Source organism: Pigmentiphaga sp., assembly GCF_033795525.1.
In the GTDB taxonomy this organism is placed as follows: Bacteria; Pseudomonadota; Gammaproteobacteria; order Burkholderiales; family Burkholderiaceae_B; genus Pigmentiphaga.
Map to the genome: position 1 here is coordinate 76,979 of NZ_JARYGM010000013.1, position 17,182 is coordinate 94,160.

The 17,182-nt window shown below is 66.3% G+C and carries 19 protein-coding genes; 16 read left to right on the forward strand and 3 right to left on the reverse strand.

Going from position 1 to position 17,182, the window contains the following annotated elements; genetic code table 11:
• Window positions 1-183: 183 nt before the first annotated feature.
• The 9 genes from lptC to QHC78_RS19540 all read left to right on the forward strand — a co-directional run bounded on the left by lptC (window position 184) and on the right by QHC78_RS19540 (window position 8,185).
• Window positions 184-804: an LPS export ABC transporter periplasmic protein LptC gene (gene lptC, locus QHC78_RS19500; RefSeq protein WP_319747543.1), complete on the forward strand. Its 621-nt coding sequence runs from the start codon at window positions 184-186 to the stop codon at window positions 802-804.
• A 7-nt stretch (window positions 805-811) separates the two neighbouring features.
• Window positions 812-1,417, forward strand: coding sequence for a lipopolysaccharide transport periplasmic protein LptA (gene lptA / locus QHC78_RS19505; RefSeq protein WP_319747545.1), 606 nt, complete (start codon window positions 812-814; stop codon window positions 1,415-1,417).
• Window positions 1,414-2,226: an LPS export ABC transporter ATP-binding protein gene (gene lptB / locus QHC78_RS19510; RefSeq protein WP_319747547.1), complete on the forward strand. Its 813-nt coding sequence runs from the start codon at window positions 1,414-1,416 to the stop codon at window positions 2,224-2,226. Before lptA ends, lptB begins: the two co-directional genes overlap by 4 nt.
• Before the next feature lie 9 nt (window positions 2,227-2,235).
• Window positions 2,236-3,714 carry an RNA polymerase factor sigma-54 gene (locus QHC78_RS19515; protein ID WP_319747549.1) on the forward strand — a complete coding sequence of 493 codons (1,479 nt, stop codon included), beginning with the start codon at window positions 2,236-2,238 and terminating at the stop codon, window positions 3,712-3,714.
• Between the two features lie 279 nt (window positions 3,715-3,993).
• The gene (hpf, locus tag QHC78_RS19520) at window positions 3,994-4,332 is read left to right on the forward strand and encodes a ribosome hibernation-promoting factor, HPF/YfiA family (protein ID WP_319747550.1); all 339 of its coding nucleotides are present in this window, start codon (window positions 3,994-3,996) and stop codon (window positions 4,330-4,332) included.
• Window positions 4,333-4,622: 290 nt separating this feature from the next.
• Window positions 4,623-5,099 (forward strand): PTS IIA-like nitrogen regulatory protein PtsN, encoded by a 477-nt coding sequence (gene ptsN, locus QHC78_RS19525; RefSeq protein WP_319747551.1) that lies wholly within the window; start codon window positions 4,623-4,625, stop codon window positions 5,097-5,099.
• Between the two features lie 39 nt (window positions 5,100-5,138).
• Window positions 5,139-6,068: an HPr(Ser) kinase/phosphatase gene (gene hprK, locus QHC78_RS19530; protein WP_319747553.1), complete on the forward strand. Its 930-nt coding sequence runs from the start codon at window positions 5,139-5,141 to the stop codon at window positions 6,066-6,068.
• A 71-nt stretch (window positions 6,069-6,139) separates the two neighbouring features.
• Window positions 6,140-7,069: an RNase adapter RapZ gene (rapZ, locus tag QHC78_RS19535; protein WP_495886040.1), complete on the forward strand. Its 930-nt coding sequence runs from the start codon at window positions 6,140-6,142 to the stop codon at window positions 7,067-7,069.
• A gap of 3 nt (window positions 7,070-7,072) precedes the next feature.
• Window positions 7,073-8,185: a septal ring lytic transglycosylase RlpA family protein gene (locus QHC78_RS19540; RefSeq protein WP_319747554.1), complete on the forward strand. Its 1,113-nt coding sequence runs from the start codon at window positions 7,073-7,075 to the stop codon at window positions 8,183-8,185.
• Between the two features lie 40 nt (window positions 8,186-8,225).
• Here the strand turns inward: QHC78_RS19540 and QHC78_RS19545 are convergent, their stop codons facing one another.
• Window positions 8,226-9,479 carry an MFS transporter gene (locus QHC78_RS19545; RefSeq protein ID WP_319747556.1) on the reverse strand — a complete coding sequence of 418 codons (1,254 nt, stop codon included), beginning with the start codon at window positions 9,477-9,479 and terminating at the stop codon, window positions 8,226-8,228.
• A gap of 173 nt (window positions 9,480-9,652) precedes the next feature.
• On the opposite strand from QHC78_RS19545, the gene QHC78_RS19550 reads away from it, so the two are divergent.
• Window positions 9,653-10,321, forward strand: a complete 669-nt coding sequence (locus tag QHC78_RS19550) for a cupin domain-containing protein (protein WP_319747558.1) — start codon at window positions 9,653-9,655, stop codon at window positions 10,319-10,321.
• A gap of 203 nt (window positions 10,322-10,524) precedes the next feature.
• Window positions 10,525-11,304: an IclR family transcriptional regulator gene (locus QHC78_RS19555; RefSeq protein ID WP_319747560.1), complete on the forward strand. Its 780-nt coding sequence runs from the start codon at window positions 10,525-10,527 to the stop codon at window positions 11,302-11,304.
• Window positions 11,305-11,448: 144 nt separating this feature from the next.
• Here QHC78_RS19555 and rsmI read toward each other — a convergent pair whose 3' ends face one another.
• Complete coding sequence (gene rsmI / locus QHC78_RS19560) at window positions 11,449-12,378, reverse strand: 16S rRNA (cytidine(1402)-2'-O)-methyltransferase (protein ID WP_319747562.1); 930 nt, start codon at window positions 12,376-12,378, stop codon at window positions 11,449-11,451.
• Window positions 12,379-12,404: 26 nt separating this feature from the next.
• On the opposite strand from rsmI, the gene QHC78_RS19565 reads away from it, so the two are divergent.
• From QHC78_RS19565 to QHC78_RS19580, 4 genes are all read left to right on the forward strand, one after another.
• Window positions 12,405-12,905: a YraN family protein gene (locus QHC78_RS19565; RefSeq protein WP_319747564.1), complete on the forward strand. Its 501-nt coding sequence runs from the start codon at window positions 12,405-12,407 to the stop codon at window positions 12,903-12,905.
• Window positions 12,906-13,078: 173 nt separating this feature from the next.
• Window positions 13,079-13,669: a phosphoheptose isomerase gene (locus tag QHC78_RS19570; RefSeq protein ID WP_319747566.1), complete on the forward strand. Its 591-nt coding sequence runs from the start codon at window positions 13,079-13,081 to the stop codon at window positions 13,667-13,669.
• Entirely contained in the window at window positions 13,669-14,322 is a 654-nt protein-coding gene (locus QHC78_RS19575; RefSeq protein ID WP_319747568.1) for a BON domain-containing protein, read from the forward strand. The genes QHC78_RS19570 and QHC78_RS19575 overlap by 1 nt, the downstream gene beginning before the upstream one ends.
• Before the next feature lie 29 nt (window positions 14,323-14,351).
• Window positions 14,352-14,897 (forward strand): TlpA disulfide reductase family protein, encoded by a 546-nt coding sequence (locus QHC78_RS19580; protein WP_319747570.1) that lies wholly within the window; start codon window positions 14,352-14,354, stop codon window positions 14,895-14,897.
• A 53-nt stretch (window positions 14,898-14,950) separates the two neighbouring features.
• On the opposite strand, the gene pcaQ is transcribed toward QHC78_RS19580, so the two are convergent.
• Entirely contained in the window at window positions 14,951-15,934 is a 984-nt protein-coding gene (gene pcaQ / locus QHC78_RS19585; protein WP_319747572.1) for a pca operon transcription factor PcaQ, read from the reverse strand.
• 119 nt (window positions 15,935-16,053) lie between these two features.
• On the opposite strand from pcaQ, the gene QHC78_RS19590 reads away from it, so the two are divergent.
• Window positions 16,054-17,019 carry a Bug family tripartite tricarboxylate transporter substrate binding protein gene (locus tag QHC78_RS19590; protein ID WP_319747574.1) on the forward strand — a complete coding sequence of 322 codons (966 nt, stop codon included), beginning with the start codon at window positions 16,054-16,056 and terminating at the stop codon, window positions 17,017-17,019.
• Window positions 17,020-17,182: the final 163 nt, after the last annotated feature.

Consider the following 17,182-nt stretch of genomic DNA (forward strand, 5'->3'; position numbering starts at 1 on the left):
TAGCCCCCCCCTACGCGCTACGCGCGCCCCCCAGGGGGCGGCACTGGCGGACCGGCAAAGCCGGATCCGCGGTGCCCTGGGTCTGGGTGGCGACGTTTTGAATGGTGGCGCTGCGGCTCGGAAAGACACGGTCCGCCAGTGCCGCCCCCTGGGGGGCGCGCGTAGCGCGTAGGGGGAACAGATATGCAGGAGAGACTGGCTTCCTGGGTTTCCGTGGCGTTGCTGGCCGCGCTCGTGGCGGGCACCTGGTGGGCGGCGGATTATGCGCAGCGGGCGGTGGTGCAGGATCCGCCGCGCCGGCTGACGCACGAGATCGACTCCTACGCCGAGAATTTCGTCATGGTGCGCAGCGACAAGAACGGCATGCCCACCACCCGTATGGAAGGAGACCTGCTGGAGCATTATCCGGACGACGACTCCTCGGAAGTGACGCAATTCCGGGCGGTCAGCCAGCGGCCCGAGCGCTCGACCATGACCGCGTCGTCGCAGCACGCGCGCATGGACCAGGACGGGGCGCGCGTGGTCCTGCGCGGCGATGCCCAGCTGCGGCGCCTGCCCGGCCAGGGACGACCGCTGCTGGACGTACGCAGCGAGGAAGTGACCCTGCTGCCCGACGAGGACGTCGCCTTTACCGACCTGCCGGCCAACGTGGTGAATGGCTCCACCCACATCCAGGGGCGCGGCATGCGATACGACAACGTCTCGCGCGAGTTGACGGTCAACAACCAGACGCGGGTGCAAATCATGCCCGGCGGGGCGCCGGCACCGACGCCGCCGGCAACGCGCCGGCCATCCAAAGGATAAGAACATCGTGCCACATCATCGATTCTCCGCAGCCGCCGCCCTGCTCGCCCTGGCGGCCCTCGCATGCACAGGCCAGGCCGTCGCGGCGCGCGCCGACAACGCGCAGCCCACGACGGTCGATGCCGATTCCCTGCGCTATGACGACCTGAAGCAGACGAGCATCTTCACCGGCAACGTCGTGCTGACCAAGGGCTCGCTGATCCTGCGCTCGGACCGCCTGGAACTGCGTGAAGACGCCGAAGGCTATCAATACGGCGTGGCCACCGCCAACAGCGGCAAACTGGTCAACGTGCGGCAACGGCGCGAGGGGACCAACGAGTACATCGAAGGCGTTGCCGAACGCGTCGAATACGACGGCCGCAACGAGCTCATCCATTTCATCTCGCGTGCCGTGGTCAAGCGGCTGGCATGCGAGCAAATGGTGGACGAAGTGCGCGGCCAGCGTGTCACGTACAACCAGCGCACCGAAACCTATACCGCTACCGGCGGGCCGCAGGCGCCCACGGCCAACAGGCGGGTGCGCACCATCATCCAGCCGCGCGGCGAGGCGGCCTCCGGCACCCCCGCGCCGGCGGCCGGCTGCCCTCCGACCTCCGGCAAGGCATCCAAATGAGTGCAAGAAAGTACATTGACGCCGTAGACGCGGCCGAGGTCGAACGCCCGCAAGAATCCTCCAAGAGCGAGGGCCGCCTGCGCGCCGAAGGCCTGCGCAAGTCCTACCAGGGCCGCACCGTGGTCAAGAACGTTTCCCTGCACGTGGACGGCGGCGAAGTGATCGGGCTGCTCGGGCCCAACGGCGCGGGCAAGACCACCTGCTTCTATATGATAGTGGGGCTGGTGCCGGCCGACGCCGGTAGCATCGACATCGACGGCACTTCGGTCACCAGCCTGCCGATCCACAAGCGCGCGCGGCTCGGGCTGTCCTACCTGCCCCAGGACGCGTCCGTGTTCCGGCGCCTGAACGTAGAACAAAACATACGGGCGGTGCTGGAACTGCAGCGCGACAACGACGGCAAGCCGCTGACCTCGCGCGAAGTGGACGAGAGCCTGGAATCCTTGCTGGACGAACTGCAAATCGGGCATATCCGCAGCAACGCCGCGATCTCGCTTTCCGGGGGCGAGCGCCGCCGGGTCGAAATCGCGCGGGCGCTGGCTACCAATCCGCGCTTCATCCTGCTGGACGAACCGTTCGCCGGCGTCGACCCGATCGCCGTCATCGAGATCCAGCGCATCGTGCGTTTCCTCAAGAGCCGCGGCATAGGGGTGCTCATTACGGACCACAATGTGCGTGAGACCCTGGGCATCTGCGACCGCGCCTACATCATCAGCGACGGCACGGTTCTGGCCAGCGGACACCCCGAGGAAATCGTGGGCGATCCGGCGGTACGCCGGGTCTACCTGGGAGAACACTTCCGCATGTAAGCGGTGCCCATGCTCAAACCCGGACTTCAACTTCGAACCTCACAGCATCTCGCGCTGACGCCGGCCCTGCAGCAGTCGATCAAGCTGCTGCAGCTATCCACGCTCGAACTCGAACACGAGATCGAACAGATCCTGCAGGAGAACCCGCTGCTGGAACGCGAGGATGATCCGGTAGCCGGCGCGCTGCACGTCGATGCGGACGGCAGCATGCACGCGTCCACGCCGGACGCCGGCGCACAAGACGCCGGCGAGGCGGCGGGCGAGGCCGTGGATACGAGCGCCGCGAGCGAGGCGCACGAGGCCCACGAGCTGCCCGACATGCCGGAGCTATACCGGCCCGGCGGCGAACACGACGACGATACCGCCCCCCAGCTCGCCGCCCGCTCCGCGTCGCTGCGCGAACACCTGCTCGAGCAATTGTCCTTGACCCAGGCGTCCGACCGCGATGCCGCGCTGGTGGCGGCGCTGATCGATGAGCTCGACGACAACGGCTACCTCGATACCTCGCTCGAAGAAATCGCCGGGCTCTTCCCGGCTGAACTGGAGATCGAGGCGGACGAACTGCGCTCGGCGCTCGGCCTGCTGCAATCCTTCGACCCCCCTGGCGTGGGCGCGCGCAACATTTCCGAATGCCTGTGCTTGCAACTGCGGGAGCCCGATCTCGCTTGCCTGCCCGAGGCGCGCGATGCCCAGGTATTGGACCTGGCCCGGAATATCTCGGCCCATCATCTCGCGCTGCTGGGGGCGCGCGACTACGCCAAGCTGCGCAAGGCACTGGGTTGCACCGACGACCAATTGCGGGCGGCCCAGACCCTGATCCGCCGGCTGGACCCGCGCCCGGGCTCGCGCTATTCGTCACCCGCGGCGGACTACGTCGTTCCCGACGTAATCGTGCGCAAGGTCGGCAATCAATGGCGGGCTATGCTCAACGGCGATGCCGTGCCGCGACTGCGCATCAACCAGATGTATGCGCAGATCCTGAAATCCGAGCGCAGCCCCGCGAACGCCGGCCTCTCTTCGCAGCTGCAGGAAGCACGCTGGTTGATCCGCAACGTACAACAACGCTTCGACACCATACTTCGCGTCGCGCAGGCCATCATCGACCGCCAGCAGGGTTTCCTGAATCACGGCGAGGTCGCCATGCGCCCTCTTGTATTACGCGAAATAGCAGATACACTAGGTCTACACGAGTCGACGATTTCGCGTGTGACCACGCAGAAATACATGCTTACCCCGCTCGGGACGTTCGAACTCAAGTATTTCTTCGGCAGCCACGTCGCCACGGAAACAGGCGGCGCGGCATCGTCCACGGCGATTCGTGCGCTGATCAAGCAACTCATCAGTGCGGAGGACCCCACCCGGCCATTATCCGACAGCCAACTTGCGCAGATGCTCGGGGAACAAGGCATCGTCGTGGCCCGCCGTACCGTGGCCAAATACCGCGAAGCCCTCAAGATTCCGCCGGTGTCCCACCGCAAGAGCATTTAGTTCATCGCGGTTCATCACCCCGGTACGCGATATACGGTGCATATCCGTCACCCTATGAGGTATGCCGGGTTACACCGTACTTGAAAGGCCCGCATGAGCGCCCATCTTTGAATCAACCGCTGGAATGCATGTGCCCGCCACTCCGTTTGCGTGGCCACCACCGGATAGCCGGTGCGACGCAAGCAAAGTGGCACGCGCGTGTCACCATGCGCCGACGCCTGCGGACGTCGGCGCGGGCCCGGGAGCAATCCCGGTACATCGCTTGAAGGAGGGCTTTACATGAATCTGAGCATCAGCGGACATCACCTCATCGTGACCCCCGCCATACGTGAGTACGTGCTGAACAAGCTCACGCGAGTATTGCGGCATTTCGATCACGTTATCGATATCCAGGTACTGCTGTCCGTGGAGAAACTGCGTCACAGCGCTGAAATCACCATGCATCTCAGAGGCAAGGACGTCCACTGCGAGGCCCAAGAAGAAAATCTCTATGCCGCCATCGATGCCCTGGTGGACAAGGTGGACAGGCAAGTGCTCAAGTACAAGGACAAAGTCCGGCACCCCAGGATCGAGGAAGCGCCCAAAAGGCAGCTGGCCGCTGATATACCGCCGGTGTAACGACACCCGTTCCCCAGGCGCGTCGCGCGTCCTTCATTCCGAGCCCCGGCCGCCTCGCGGCAGCCCTGCGGGGGCTTAGAACCGGCCTGGATGAGGACTTGCCGAAGCGCCGTACCGGTGGACCGGCACAACCGGATCCGCCGGTACGTGGAACATAGTCGCCATGGGCAGCAGAAAAATGCCGCTTTTCGTGACAGACCCCGCCCCGTGGCTATAATCGACCTCTCTCCAAAGATGTCGCCCGGTCCATCTGTTGTCCGAAGTTGTATCGGCAGACCGGCGCATATGCTATGAATCTGATCTCGCGGATACTCCCCCCCTCGAACGTGCTGCTTGATCTGGAAGTCACCAGCAAGAAGCGAGTGTTCGAACAAGTCGGCCTTTTGTTCGAGAACAACCACGGCATTGCCCGGTCGGTGGTTTTCGACAGCCTGTTTGCTCGCGAGCGCCTCGGCTCTACCGGCCTGGGCCAGGGCGTAGCCGTGCCGCATGGGCGCATCAAGGGTTTGAACGATGCGGTGGCCGCGTTCGTGCGCCTGGCCCAGCCCATCAATTTCGATGCCCCGGACGGCAAGCCGGTGCAAATTCTGGTGTTCCTGCTCGTGCCCGAGCAGGCCACGCAGGTGCACCTGGAAATCCTGTCCGAACTGGCCCAGATGTTGTCCAACCGCGCGCTGCGCGAAGCCCTGGCGACCGAACCCTCCGCCAGCGCGATCCATTCGCTGCTGACTCACTGGGAACCGGCCCAGTCCAATGCCGAGGCCTGATCCCGCCGCCCGGTCGGCCGCTTTCCTTCGTGTGCCCCGATGCTGACTATCGAGAAACTGGTCGACGACAACACCGACAAGATTTCGCTGAGCTGGCTGGCGGGGCGCTCCAATGCCAATCGTTCGCCGCTGCCCGACACCTGCCTGGCGGCCGCTGACCTGGTGGGACACCTCAACCTGATCCATCCGACCCGGATCCAGGTATTCGGCCACGAGGAACTGGCGTTCTACGCAAGACTGGAAGCACGGCGGCGCGCGCATCACCTCGACGAGCTCCTGGCCGGCGGCGTGCCGGCCATCATCATGGCCGACGGGCTTGCCGCGCCGGCCGACCTGCTCGAGCATTGCGAAAACCACGGCGTGCCGCTTCTGGCTTCGCCGCGTTCGGCCGCCCAGGTCATCGACCTGCTGCGCATCTATCTTGCCAAGAAGCTGGCGCCGGTCACGACCGTGCATGGCGTGTTCATGGACGTACTCGGCATGGGCGTGCTGATTTCCGGCGAATCGGGACTCGGCAAGAGCGAACTGGCGCTGGAACTGATTTCGCGCGGCCACGGCCTGGTGGCTGACGATGCCGTGGAGTTTTCGCGCATCGCCCCCAATATCATCGAAGGCCGCTGCCCGCCTCTGCTGCAGAACATGCTGGAAGTGCGCGGGCTCGGCCTGCTCGACATCCGGGCCATCTTCGGCGAGACCTCGGTGCGGCGGAAGATGAAGCTCAAGCTCATCGTCCACCTGGTACGCACGACCTCGCCCGAGGCCAATTTCGAACGCCTGCCGCTGCAAGCCATGACCCAGGAAGTCCTGGCCCTGCCCATACGCAAAGTGGTGCTTCCGGTCGCTGCCGGGCGCAACCTCGCCGTGCTGGTCGAAGCCGCCGTGCGCAACGCCATCCTCCAGTTGCGCGGCATCGATACCATGGCGGAGTTCATGGAGCGGCAGATGGACGCGATTCAGAATGGGGAATGACATTGCGCGCGTAGCGCGCAACGCCCGGCGATCATTGGACGTTTCTTCTTAGCGCAGGCAAAATCGAGATCGTGCTACGCGTCGTTTTCATCACCGGCATCTCGGGCTCCGGCAAGTCCGTGGCCCTTCGTACGCTGGAAGATGCCGGCTACAACTGTGTCGACAACCTTCCCGTGCGCTTTCTGCATGATTTCATCGCCGCCGCGCGCGACGACGGACTGCAGCGGGTGGGCGTGTCGATCGATGCCCGCTCCAGCGGCGCGATCGCGGGATTGCCCGGCACTATCACCGCACTGCGCGCGCTCGGCACGGAAATCCGCGTCGTCTTCCTCGACGCCGACACCGGTACGCTGGTACAGCGCTATTCGGAATCCCGCCGCCGCCATCCGCTTACCGACAAACTCTTCCACGAAGGCATCGCGCCATCGGTCGAGGCCTGCATTGCGCACGAACGGGAACTGCTCGGTCCGCTGCGCGAATTGGGCCACGTCATCGATACCACGGGGCTGACGCCGTCCCAGCTGCGCTCCTGGATACGCAACGTCGTCCAGGCCGATACGGTACCGCTGGTCCTGACCTTCGAATCCTTCGCTTTCAAGCAAGGGGTGCCGCTCGACGCCGACCTGGTGTTCGACGTGCGCTGCCTGCCCAACCCTCACTATGATCCGGTGCTGCGCCCGCTGACCGGGCGGGATGCGCCCGTGGCGCAGTTCCTGGCCGGCATTCCCAATGTGGGCCGCATGATCGAGGACATCGCCGCTTTCATACGCACCTGGCTGCCCGAGTACATGCACGACACGCGCAGCTACCTGACCGTGGCGATCGGGTGCACCGGCGGCACGCACCGCTCGGTCTACGTGGTGGAACAACTCGCCGCGATGTTCGCCGGACAGGGCCAGGTGCTGGTCCGCCACCGTGCACAAAAGCAATTCGACCTTTATGATCCTGGCGGCGGCCACGAGATCCCGCCGCTTGCCAGACCACCGCAATCAGGATCCTAGAACATGAAGCAGAACGACCGGACTTTCCGCCTTGGCGCTATCCCTACAACCAGCCGCCAATCCCGCGGAAGTCCCGGTCCCCTGCTCTGGATCGCGGTCTGCGCCACCCTCGCACTGGCAGGATGCGGCAGCACCCCCAAGGCGCCTTCCAGTTCCGGTTCGGGGGGCGGCGGCTACTACAAGGACGACGGCCCCCCCGCCAACCCGCCCGCCAATCTCGACCAGGTGCAGGATCCGCTCCCCGCGGTCGAACCGCTGGCCAGCGGCCCGAACCGGCCCTACGTCATCTTCGGCAAGCGCTACGTGCCCCGCACGTCGCTGCAGCCTTACAAGGTGCGCGGCATTGCGTCATGGTACGGGCGCAAGTTTCACGGCGCGCGCACCTCGAACGGCGAGATCTACGACATGTACGCCATGACGGCGGCCCACACCACCCTGCCCATTCCCAGCTACGCGCGCGTGACCCGCGTGGCCACGGGCAAGTCGATCATCGTGCGGGTCAACGACCGCGGGCCGTTTCATGACAACCGGGTCATCGACCTGTCCTACACGGCGGCATACAAGCTGGGCCTGCTGGCACAAGGCAGCGGGGAAGTGGAAGTCGAGCTGCTGATGCCCGAGGAAATCGCCCGCATCCGGGCCGAGCGCGAAAGCGGGCCGATGCTGGCCTCGGCACCCGGCGCGCCGGCCAGCGCCGATACGGCGGCCGAAACCGTTGCCCTGCCCGTCGCGGTGCAAGCATCGTCCGCGCCGGTGCGCGAGCTGCCGCCGCTGGTTGCCGCCTCGAACCCGCCGCCTTCCACGGGCGCCGCGCCCAACCCTGCCGCGGCCACCGGCGTGGCCGTGCCGGCGTCGTCCGCCATGCCGGTGGCCGCGATGCCGCAGTCGGGCGTGTACCTGCAGGTGGGCGCCTTCAGCGGGCAGCGCAATGCGGAAGATCTGCTGGCGCGGCTCAGAAGCCAGCTGGCGGACTGGACCGAACCCCTGAGCATCGTCAACACCGGCAGCCTTCACCGCATCCATATCGGTCCCTACCCCACCCGCGAGAGCGCGCAGGCGGCGGCCCAGCGATTGCAGGCCCGGGTCGATATCTCGCCGGTCATCGTGGTGCGCTGAACGGGGGCCGGGCCGCACGGAGGCGGCCCGGATATTTCCGCTATGCCAATTCGCCGCCCTTGGTCTCGGGCAGGAAAAAGTAGACGATGACCGCCGCCAGCGCGAAGAATCCCGCCGTCGCGGCCAACGCGCTGGCCACGCCGTGGGTGGCAGAGAAGAAGCCGACCGCGGCCGGGGCGAGCGCACTGGTGGCGCGCCCGGCGTTGTAGATGAAGCCCTGCGCCGTGGCGCGGATCTGCGTCGGGAACAGCTCGGCGAAGGTCGGCGCAAAACCGCTGTAGAACCCGGTGCCCACGAACGCCACCAAGGGGCCGAAGGCCAGCAGCACGAGGCTGGAATCGATCTGTACGTACAAGGGCACGCAGATGGCCGAGAGCAGGAAGAACAGGATGAAGGCCATGCGGCGGCCGATGCGGTCCGCGATGTAGCCGAAGCAGATGAAGCCCAGCGCCGCCCCCACCTGCATGATGACGATCCAGGTGGTGGACTTGGTCAGGTCCAGGCCCGCGCCGCCGTCGCTCACCGGCGTGGCGAGATAGGTGGGAATCCAGGTGAACAAGCCCCAGTAGCCGCACATGGCCGCGGCGGTGAACGCGAACCCGACCAGCGTACTGCGCAGGTGCTCGCCGAAGAGCAGCCGCAGCGTCGCGCCGACTCCCAACCGCTCTTTCTGCCCTTTCCAGATTTCGGGCTCGGCGGCATGGCGGCGTACCCAGAACGCGAACAGCGCCGGCAGCAAGCCCACCGCAAATACCCAGCGCCAACCCAGCGTCGGCAGCACGAGGGCCGCCACCACCGCCGCCAGCGCGTAGCCCGCGGCGAAGGCACTCTGCACCCAGGCCATGACCTTGCCGCGGTGCTGGGCCGGCCAGGTTTCGGTAACCAAGGCCGCGCCGGCGGACCATTCGCCGCCTACGCCCAGACCGAGCAGGAAGCGGAAGATCAGCAGCTGGGTCACGTTCTGCGAGAACCCGCACAAGGCGGTGCCCACGGAATAGCAGAGGATGCTCAACACCAGCGAGCGGGTGCGCCCCAGCCGGTCGGCCAGGAAGCCGAATATCAACCCGCCGAAAGCGGTGGCCAGCAGCGTCATCGAAGCGATGACGCCGGCCGCGCCGCTGTCGAAGTTCAATTCCGCCCGCATGTGCGTGATCACCATGGCAAACAGCATCAAGTCCATGATGTCCAGCATCCACCCGATGTAGGCGGATCCGAAAGCGCGCCACTGCTCCTTGGTGCGCCCTACATACCACTTTTCGTTTGCGTGCGGCAGTGCCGTCGCCCGGGAAGCCATGACTGCGTCTCCTTCGTATCGATAGTCGATACTTATGTATCGATAAATATTCTATCCCAACATTCCCAAGCTAAACGACTGTGGTTTACGATAAATAATACGAACGTATTGTCTATCGATACAAGATGACGGGTCTTGGCGAAGGCCCGCCGTCTCTACCAAGGAGTCATCTCATGCGCACGTACCTGCTCAGGCTTTATGAAGACCGGATTCCCGCTGGCCATGCGCCGGTGTATTTGCCCAGGGCGGGCCGGTCCGTCTATGTCGTCGAAGGCGGCATCACCGTCGAGTTTCCCGAAGGCACCCAACACCATGGGCCGGAGTCGGCGTGGATAGGGCAGGACCAGATCGCGCTGACCGCCGGCGAAGAAAACGCGGTGCTGTGGCGATGGGAGCTGGTGGCGCCTGACGCCCCTTCAGGCGCGCTGCGCAGCGCGCCTGCTACGAGCTCCGACCTCAAGCTGCAACAGGAAATCGAGCTCGACGAACAATTCGACTGGCTGATGCGCTGCGACCGCGTGGACTTCCCGCCCGGCGGCGTTGCCCTCACCCACGTTCACCAAGGGCCGGGAATCCGCTGCTGCCTGAAGGGAGAAATCACCATCGAGACCCAGGGCAAGACCACCGTACACCCGGCCGGGTCGGCATGGTTCGAACTGGGTCACGCGCCGGTGCTGGCCCCCACCACCGAGTCCACCGACACCAGCTTCATCCGCTGTTTCATCCTGCCCCAGGGCTGCCGGCTGCGCAGTTCGATCCGCTACGTCCTGCCGGAAGACGCCGGCAAGCCCAAGCGGCAGCATTATCATGTGTATGGCGAACGCATGCTGACCCTGCCCTGACCCTCGCCGGCCGCCGGCAGCGGCAAGCCTGCGGCCGACGACACAGATTTTCGCCGTATCAGCCACGACCGACTCCGATTCCCATGCCTGCGCCCTCCCCCCCGACCCCGGACCTTGCCCCGCCCGAACCGGCGGCCGACTCTTCCCGCCCCGCAGGGAGCGCTCCGGGACGGCCGCTGGCGCCGGCAGGAACCGATGCCCCGGTGTCGTCGACGTCCGTCATGTCGCTGCGGATCCTGGAAACGATGGCGGCACAGGGAACCGAATGCGGGGTCACCGAGCTGGCCGAACGCCTGGGACTGCCCAAGGCACGCGTGCACCGCCACCTGAGCGCGCTGCGCGAGCAGGGGTACGTGACGCAGAACAAGCGCACCAGCCGCTACCGGATAGGCTGGCGCCTGTTCCTGCTGGGACGCAAGCTGGTGCAGCAATTCGACGTGGTGTCGCTGGCCAAGCCCATCATGGAAGACCTGCGCGATCGCGTCGGGCAGACGGTAGTCATCACCACGTTCGACCCGAACAAGGTCGTGGTGCTCGATCTGGTACGCGGGCGCAGCGCGCTGGAGATTCTGTTGAACCCGGGCACGCAGTTTCCCGGCTTCCATACCGTGGCCCAGGGCAAGATCGTGCTGGCGTTCGGCCCGTCCCCGCTGCGGGAAGCGGTCCTGTCGCAACCCTTGGCTGCCAGCACGCCCCACACCATCACCGATCCCGACCGGTTGCGGGCCGAGATCCAGCTCGTGCAACAGCGCGGCTGGGCCGAAGCGCCGGAAGAGATCTTCACCGGCATCAACGCGCTGGCCGCCCCGATATTCCAGGCAGACGGTTCGTTGTTCGGGGCGCTCGCCATCGTGGCATCGATCCATTACCTGCCGGCACGGGCCGACCCGGATACCGTGCGCGAACTGATGAAGGCGGCCGCCGGCATTTCGGCCACGCTGGGGGCCGGCGAATCGGCCACGCCGTCCGCCGCGCCGGCTTGAAGGACATCGGCATCCTAGCTCGCCGCCGCGGGCCTACCGCTTCGGGCATGCTGGAGACCCCTGACCTCCACGTTGCTCCCCATGCCCTGGTTCCGCCCCGCGCCTCGTGCCTACCCATCCGCCGCGCGGCGGCACCGCGCGGGACTAGCCTTCCTTCAAGGCCAGGGCACGGGCGTACAGCGCGTCCCGAGGTTGGCCGGTGATGCGGGCGGCCACCTTTGCGGTATCGCGCACGCTCAATACGTCCAGCAAGGCCCGCAACACCTCGTCCGCGCGCCCGTCGAGCTCATCGGCCGGAGACGGCGGCGCCTGCTCCACGATCAAAACGAACTCGCCTTGGGCGCGCTGCGGGTGCCCGGCCAGCCAGGCCTGCGCCTGGCCCAGCGGCAGCGTGGCGATCTCCTCGAACCGCTTGGTCAGTTCGCGCGCCACGGTAATCCGGCGCTCCGCGCCGCATACCGACAGCAGGTCGGACAGCGTGGCCGGCATCCGGTGCGGCGACTCATACATGACCACCGGCGCCGGCAGCCCGCACCACTGGGCCAGCCATTTCTGGCGCGCAGCGGCTTTCGGCGGCGGGAACCCGGCGAAGACGAAGGCGGGATTCTCGTCGGACGTCGCGCCGCTGGCCATCAGCGCGGCGATGACGGCGCTCGCGCCGGGCACCGGCACCACCGGATAGCCCGCGGCGCGTACCTCGCGCACGACGCGCGCCCCCGGATCGCTGACACCGGGCGCGCCGGCGTCCGACACCAGCGCCACCCGTTCGCCAGCGGCCAGGCGGCCGATAATGGCCTGCGCCGCCTGGGCCTCGTTGTGCCGGTGGGCAGCCATCAAAGGCGTGCCTATGCCCCATGCGTCCAGCAAGGGACGCGTCATGCGGGTGTCCTCGGCGGCAATCACGTGGGCCCGCTGCAAACAGGCCTGCGCGCGCAGGCTCAAGTCCCCCAGGTTGCCGATGGGGGTGGCCACGACATAGAGCGCGGGGGCGGGCCAGTGCTGTCCGGCGACCTTTTCCGCCAGCCGTTCCCACGCCCCGGCCGCGGGGCCGCTTGCTTCGAATTCCTTGTCCATGTGCGCAGAATACCGCGAGGGCGGCAATGACGTCCGTTCGCGGCATTGGCCCGCCCCTGGCTGAAGACGAAACCCTCTTTGCCCTGGCTCATGCGGCGCAACGTCGCGCCGCACGCAAGCGCGCACGCAAGCCGCCGTCCCGGCCGGCTGCCGCCACCGCGCCGGCTCGCCGATCGCCCATGCAGCAGGCGGGAGACCGCGCAGAGCGCCGCGCCCTGGACTTCCTGCGCGCAGCCGGCCTGCAGCCCGTGGCGCGCAATGTGGCGTGCCGCGCGGGGGAGATCGACCTCATCATGCGCGACGGTCCGGTGCTGGTTTTCGTGGAAGTCCGGGCCCGCGCCGGTAATCGCTACGGGGGCGCGGCCGCAAGCGTCGGACCCGCCAAGCAGGTCCGCCTGGTGCGCGCTGCCCGCTACTTCCTGCAGGCGCGGTGGCGGGGCCCGGCACCGCCTTGCCGCTTCGACGTGCTGGCATTCGAGGCCGACGGGCCTCCGCGCTGGATACGCCATGCATTCTCGGCGCAATGACGCAACGGCCAGCCGCAGGCAGATCGCCCGGAACAAGCCAAGGGAAACTATCATTGCCGGAACCGCTCGAAACCATGCGGCGTCGCCGCCAGGCGTCACGCCCGGTTACAGCGGTCATACTTGCCGGCAGCGCCGGCAAGCCGGTCGTCCTCCCTGCATGAGATAATTCCGGCATGGACCTTATCGCCCGTATCGCCAACCATTTCCGCGACGCCGTCGCGCTGTTCGAGCATTGCCAGGACACCATGTCCGCGCCCACCGCCGCTGCCGTGGATGCCCTCGTGTTCTGCCTGTCCAACAACGGCAAGATCCTTGCTTGCGGCAATGGCGGATCCGCCGCCGATGCCCAGCATTTCGCGGCCGAGCTGGTCGGACGCTTCGAACGCGAGCGCCTGCCCCTGGCTGCCATCGCGCTCAACACCGACACCTCGATCCTGACCGCGGTCGGCAACGACTTCGGCTACGACCGCGTGTTCTCCCAGCAAGTCAACGCGCTCGGCCAGCCGGGCGACGTCCTGGTGGCGATCTCCACCAGCGGCAATTCGGCCAACGTCATCGAAGCCATCGAGGCCGCCCATTCGCGCGAGCTGCGCGTCATCGCCCTGACGGGCAAGGGCGGCGGCCGGATCGGGCAGATGCTGACCGAAGACGACGTGCACCTGTGCGTGCCGCACGACCGCACCCTGCGCATCCAGGAAGTTCACATTCTGCTGCTGCACGCGCTGTGCGACGGCATCGACGCTCAACTGCTGGGAGATCTCTGATGTTTCGTAAACCGGCCGTTTCGGTACGCCCGCTGGTTCTGGCGGTCATGGTGGCAAGCTCCGCATGGGCCGTGTCGGCCTGCGCACCCATCGTCCTCGGCGGCGCCTATGTCGGCACCATGGCGGCCACGGACCGCCGCACCGTCGGCATCCAGGTCGAGGACAAGAACATCCAGCTCAAGGCAAGCAACCGCCTTTCCGGCCGCTACGGCGACAAGGGCCACATCAACGTCAATGTCTACAACCGCAAGGTGCTGCTCACCGGCGAAGTCCCGAGCGAAGCGGCCAAGCGCGATGCCGAAGAACAAGTGAAGGGCGTCGAGAACGTCCGCGCGGTCGTGAACGAATTGCAGGTCGGGCTTCCCACCTCGCTGGCCACACGCTCGAACGATGTCTTCATCGAAGGCAAGATCAAGGCATCGCTGGTGGATGCCAAGGACCTCTTCGCCAACTCGTTCCGCATCGTCGTCGAGAACGGCGTGGCCCACCTGATGGGCCGTGTCACCGAGCGCGAAGGCCGGCGCGGCGCCGAGATCGCGGCCGGCGTGAGCGGCGTCAAGAAGGTCGTGAAGGTATTCGATTACATTACCGAAGAGGAACTGCAAGACCTCTCGAAGGTCAAGGCGGAACAGGACCAGGCGGCCGCAAGCTGACGCGCCGCGTTGAAAACGGATCGACCGATATGCCTACTCCAGCTCCCTACGGAACCGCGGGCTTGGCCCGCGCCCAACGCGGCGTCGCCAAGCTGGCGGCGATCGTGGCAGTCGCGTTGCTGGCCGCCGCCGGCGCCTGGTTCACCCTGGCCCCGGCCTCGAAGGCGCCCGACACCACCTTCACTTCCATCCACGGCGAGTCCATCACCACCGAAAGCCTGCGCGGCAAGGTCGTGCTGGTCAACTTCTGGGCCACCAGCTGCGTGACCTGCGTGAAGGAAATGCCGATGATGGTCGAGACCTACAACAAGTACGCGCCGCAAGGCTACGAAATGATCGCGGTCGCCATGAGCTACGACCCGGCCAACTACGTGCTGAATTTCGCGCAGACGCGCCAGTTGCCCTTCAAGGTCGCGCTCGACCCGATGGGCGAGATCGCCCGCAGCTTCGAAGACGTCAAGCTCACGCCGACCTCGTTCCTGATCGACAAGCAGGGCCGCATCATCAAGCGCTACCTGGGTGAACCGGACAAGGCCGAGTTTCACGCCGCGATCGAGAAAGCACTGGCCAGCTGAGCGGCTGTCCTTTTGCCCGGGCCGCCGTTGCATGGGGAGCGGCCCGCGGCCGTTCAACCCGGCTCGTCCGCCATGTCCCCTACCGCGTCGCCGGCCCGCTTGCGCCAGAGGGCTGCCGCCGCCCGGATACATTCGATCAGCGCCTTGACCGCATGCGATGGAACCGAATCGCTGCGCAGCGTCAGCCCCACCGAAGCAGAGGTATTGCTGGTATCGCAAGCCAGCTGCACCAGGCTGCCCGCACGCAGGTCATGTTCGACGACCCCCAGCGCAATCATCCAGACCGCGTCGGTATGGGCCACGTAGGCGCGTGCGAAGGCATCGGACAAGGTCTCGATGGCTGCGCGGCCCAAGCCCACGCCATGCCGGACCAGGTAGGAATCGATCGTGCGGCGAATGGCGGTGCCCGGTAGCGGCAGCACCATGCCGCAGGCGGCCACTTCCGCCGGCTCCACCCGCGGCGCGCCGGCCAGCGGGTGCCCGGGCCTGGCCACCATCACCACCGGTTCCTCGTACAAGTGTTCGTACGAGAGCCCCAGCATTTCGGAGGGCTCGGCCACGCGGCCCAGAACCAGGTCCAGTTCGCCTCGCCTCAGCAGCGCCAGCAGGCCGGCGTTGACACCGGTGTGGACGCTGAGCCGGACCGAGGGCCAGCTGCGCTTGAAGACGCTGGCCGCCATGGGCCCGATGGTGGGCGCAACCGTCGGCAGCGTACCGATGGCGATGACGGCCACTTCGTCCCGCACGGTGGAAGAAATATGATCGAGCCCCTCGCGCAGCGTCCGCAGGCTGCTGCCCGCATAGCGCAGCAAGACCTGGCCTTTCTCCGTCAGCCAGACGCCGCGCTTGCTGCGGATCACCAGTTGGGCCTGGACCACGTCCTCGAGCTCGGCAAGCGTCTTGGAGACGGCCGGCTGCGAAATACCCAGCGCTTCCGCGGCCTGGCCCATGTGCCGGTGCGCCGCGATGGCGACCAGGCACTGCAGGTGCCGCAGCTTGATGCGTCCTAGTCCGGTGGAAATGCCTTGCTCGTGCATGGGAAGTCGCGAGTGACCAGCCCGCATAATAACTAGAAGGAAATCAACTCTTCATTTTTTTCATTTTTCATAACCAAAATAACAAAATAAACTCGCCCCAAAACATCAGGAGCGAGACCATGCCTACTTTCCGACCAGCCCTCCTGGCCGTCGCCATGCTTGCCGTCCCTGCCGTCGTCCAAGCGCAGGCCGGCTACCCCACCAAACCGGTACGCATACTGGTCGGCTCGCCGCCCGGCGCTCCGTCCGATATGGTGGCGCGCGTCGTGGCCGAACGGCTGGGCAACCGATTCAAGCAAACCTTCGTCGTGGAAAACCGCGCGGGGGCGAACAACGGACTGGCCGCGCTGCAAGTGGCCAAGGCCGCGCCGGACGGCTACACCCTGCTGGTCACGCCCGATACCGTAGTCACGGTCAATCCCCACATCTACAAGAAGATGGATTTCGACCCCAGGACGGATCTCGTCCCGGTGTCGCTGCTTGCCAATTTCAACCAGATGATGGTGTGCAACGCGGGGCTCAAGATCACGACCATGGAGCAGCTGATCAACCGCGCGCGCCAGTCTCCCATGACCTACGCTTCCGGCGGCCAAGGCTCGCCCGGCCACCTGGCCGCCGAACTGGTCCTGAGCGGCGCCCGGGTCGCCATGACGCACGTGCCGTATAAAGGGCCCAGCCCCGCCATGACCGACGTCATGGGCGGCCAGGTCGATTGCGGCTTCCTCGCCACGCCCACGGTGCTCCCCAATGTCCAGGCCGGCCGCTTGACGGCGCTGGCCGTGTCCTCGGCCCGGCCCTCGCCCATGGCGCCTTCGGTCCCCACCCTGCCGCAGGTCGGCCTGCCCAACATCGACGCTTCCTTCAACCAATACCTGATGGCGCCCAAGGAAACGCCGGCCGCCGTGCTCCAGGCCCTGCAGCAAGCAGTGACCGACATCCTGAAAGAAGCCCCGGTACGCCAGCGCCTGACCTCGCTCGACCTCACGCCGGTGGGCCAGACCGGCAACGAAGCCGAGGCCACGCTGAAACGCGACATCGTGAAGTGGGCCGAGGTCGTCCGGCGCATCGACATCAAGCCAGAGTAGGCACCACCGCCGCGGGGCGGGCAGGACCGCAGCACCGGCTCGCGCCGGCCTGCGGCGGAGGGCGCGCCGCCGCATGGCCGCTACACTAGCAGGCCGTTGAAAAAATCCCCCGCCGACGCTGGCCTCGGCCAGTATGATCTGAAACGATCGGCGAACGACGCGG

Bases quoted from the DNA above. Each gene is read 5' to 3' on its own strand.
- hpf (WP_319747550.1), top strand. From the start codon at position 3,994: ATGAATCTGAGCATCAGCGGACATCACCTCATCGTGACCCCCGCCATA.
- lptB (WP_319747547.1), top strand. From the start codon at position 1,414: ATGAGTGCAAGAAAGTACATTGACGCCGTAGACGCGGCCGAGGTCGAA.
- QHC78_RS19590 (WP_319747574.1), top strand. From the start codon at position 16,054: ATGCCTACTTTCCGACCAGCCCTCCTGGCCGTCGCCATGCTTGCCGTC.
- ptsN (WP_319747551.1), top strand. From the start codon at position 4,623: ATGAATCTGATCTCGCGGATACTCCCCCCCTCGAACGTGCTGCTTGAT.
- QHC78_RS19545 (WP_319747556.1), bottom strand. From the start codon at position 9,479: ATGGCTTCCCGGGCGACGGCACTGCCGCACGCAAACGAAAAGTGGTAT.
- QHC78_RS19540 (WP_319747554.1), top strand. From the start codon at position 7,073: ATGAAGCAGAACGACCGGACTTTCCGCCTTGGCGCTATCCCTACAACC.
- lptC (WP_319747543.1), top strand. From the start codon at position 184: ATGCAGGAGAGACTGGCTTCCTGGGTTTCCGTGGCGTTGCTGGCCGCG.
- hprK (WP_319747553.1), top strand. From the start codon at position 5,139: ATGCTGACTATCGAGAAACTGGTCGACGACAACACCGACAAGATTTCG.
- QHC78_RS19580 (WP_319747570.1), top strand. From the start codon at position 14,352: ATGCCTACTCCAGCTCCCTACGGAACCGCGGGCTTGGCCCGCGCCCAA.
- QHC78_RS19515 (WP_319747549.1), top strand. From the start codon at position 2,236: ATGCTCAAACCCGGACTTCAACTTCGAACCTCACAGCATCTCGCGCTG.
- QHC78_RS19570 (WP_319747566.1), top strand. From the start codon at position 13,079: ATGGACCTTATCGCCCGTATCGCCAACCATTTCCGCGACGCCGTCGCG.
- QHC78_RS19575 (WP_319747568.1), top strand. From the start codon at position 13,669: ATGTTTCGTAAACCGGCCGTTTCGGTACGCCCGCTGGTTCTGGCGGTC.
- QHC78_RS19550 (WP_319747558.1), top strand. From the start codon at position 9,653: ATGCGCACGTACCTGCTCAGGCTTTATGAAGACCGGATTCCCGCTGGC.
- QHC78_RS19565 (WP_319747564.1), top strand. From the start codon at position 12,405: ATGACGTCCGTTCGCGGCATTGGCCCGCCCCTGGCTGAAGACGAAACC.
- pcaQ (WP_319747572.1), bottom strand. From the start codon at position 15,934: ATGCACGAGCAAGGCATTTCCACCGGACTAGGACGCATCAAGCTGCGG.
- rsmI (WP_319747562.1), bottom strand. From the start codon at position 12,378: ATGGACAAGGAATTCGAAGCAAGCGGCCCCGCGGCCGGGGCGTGGGAA.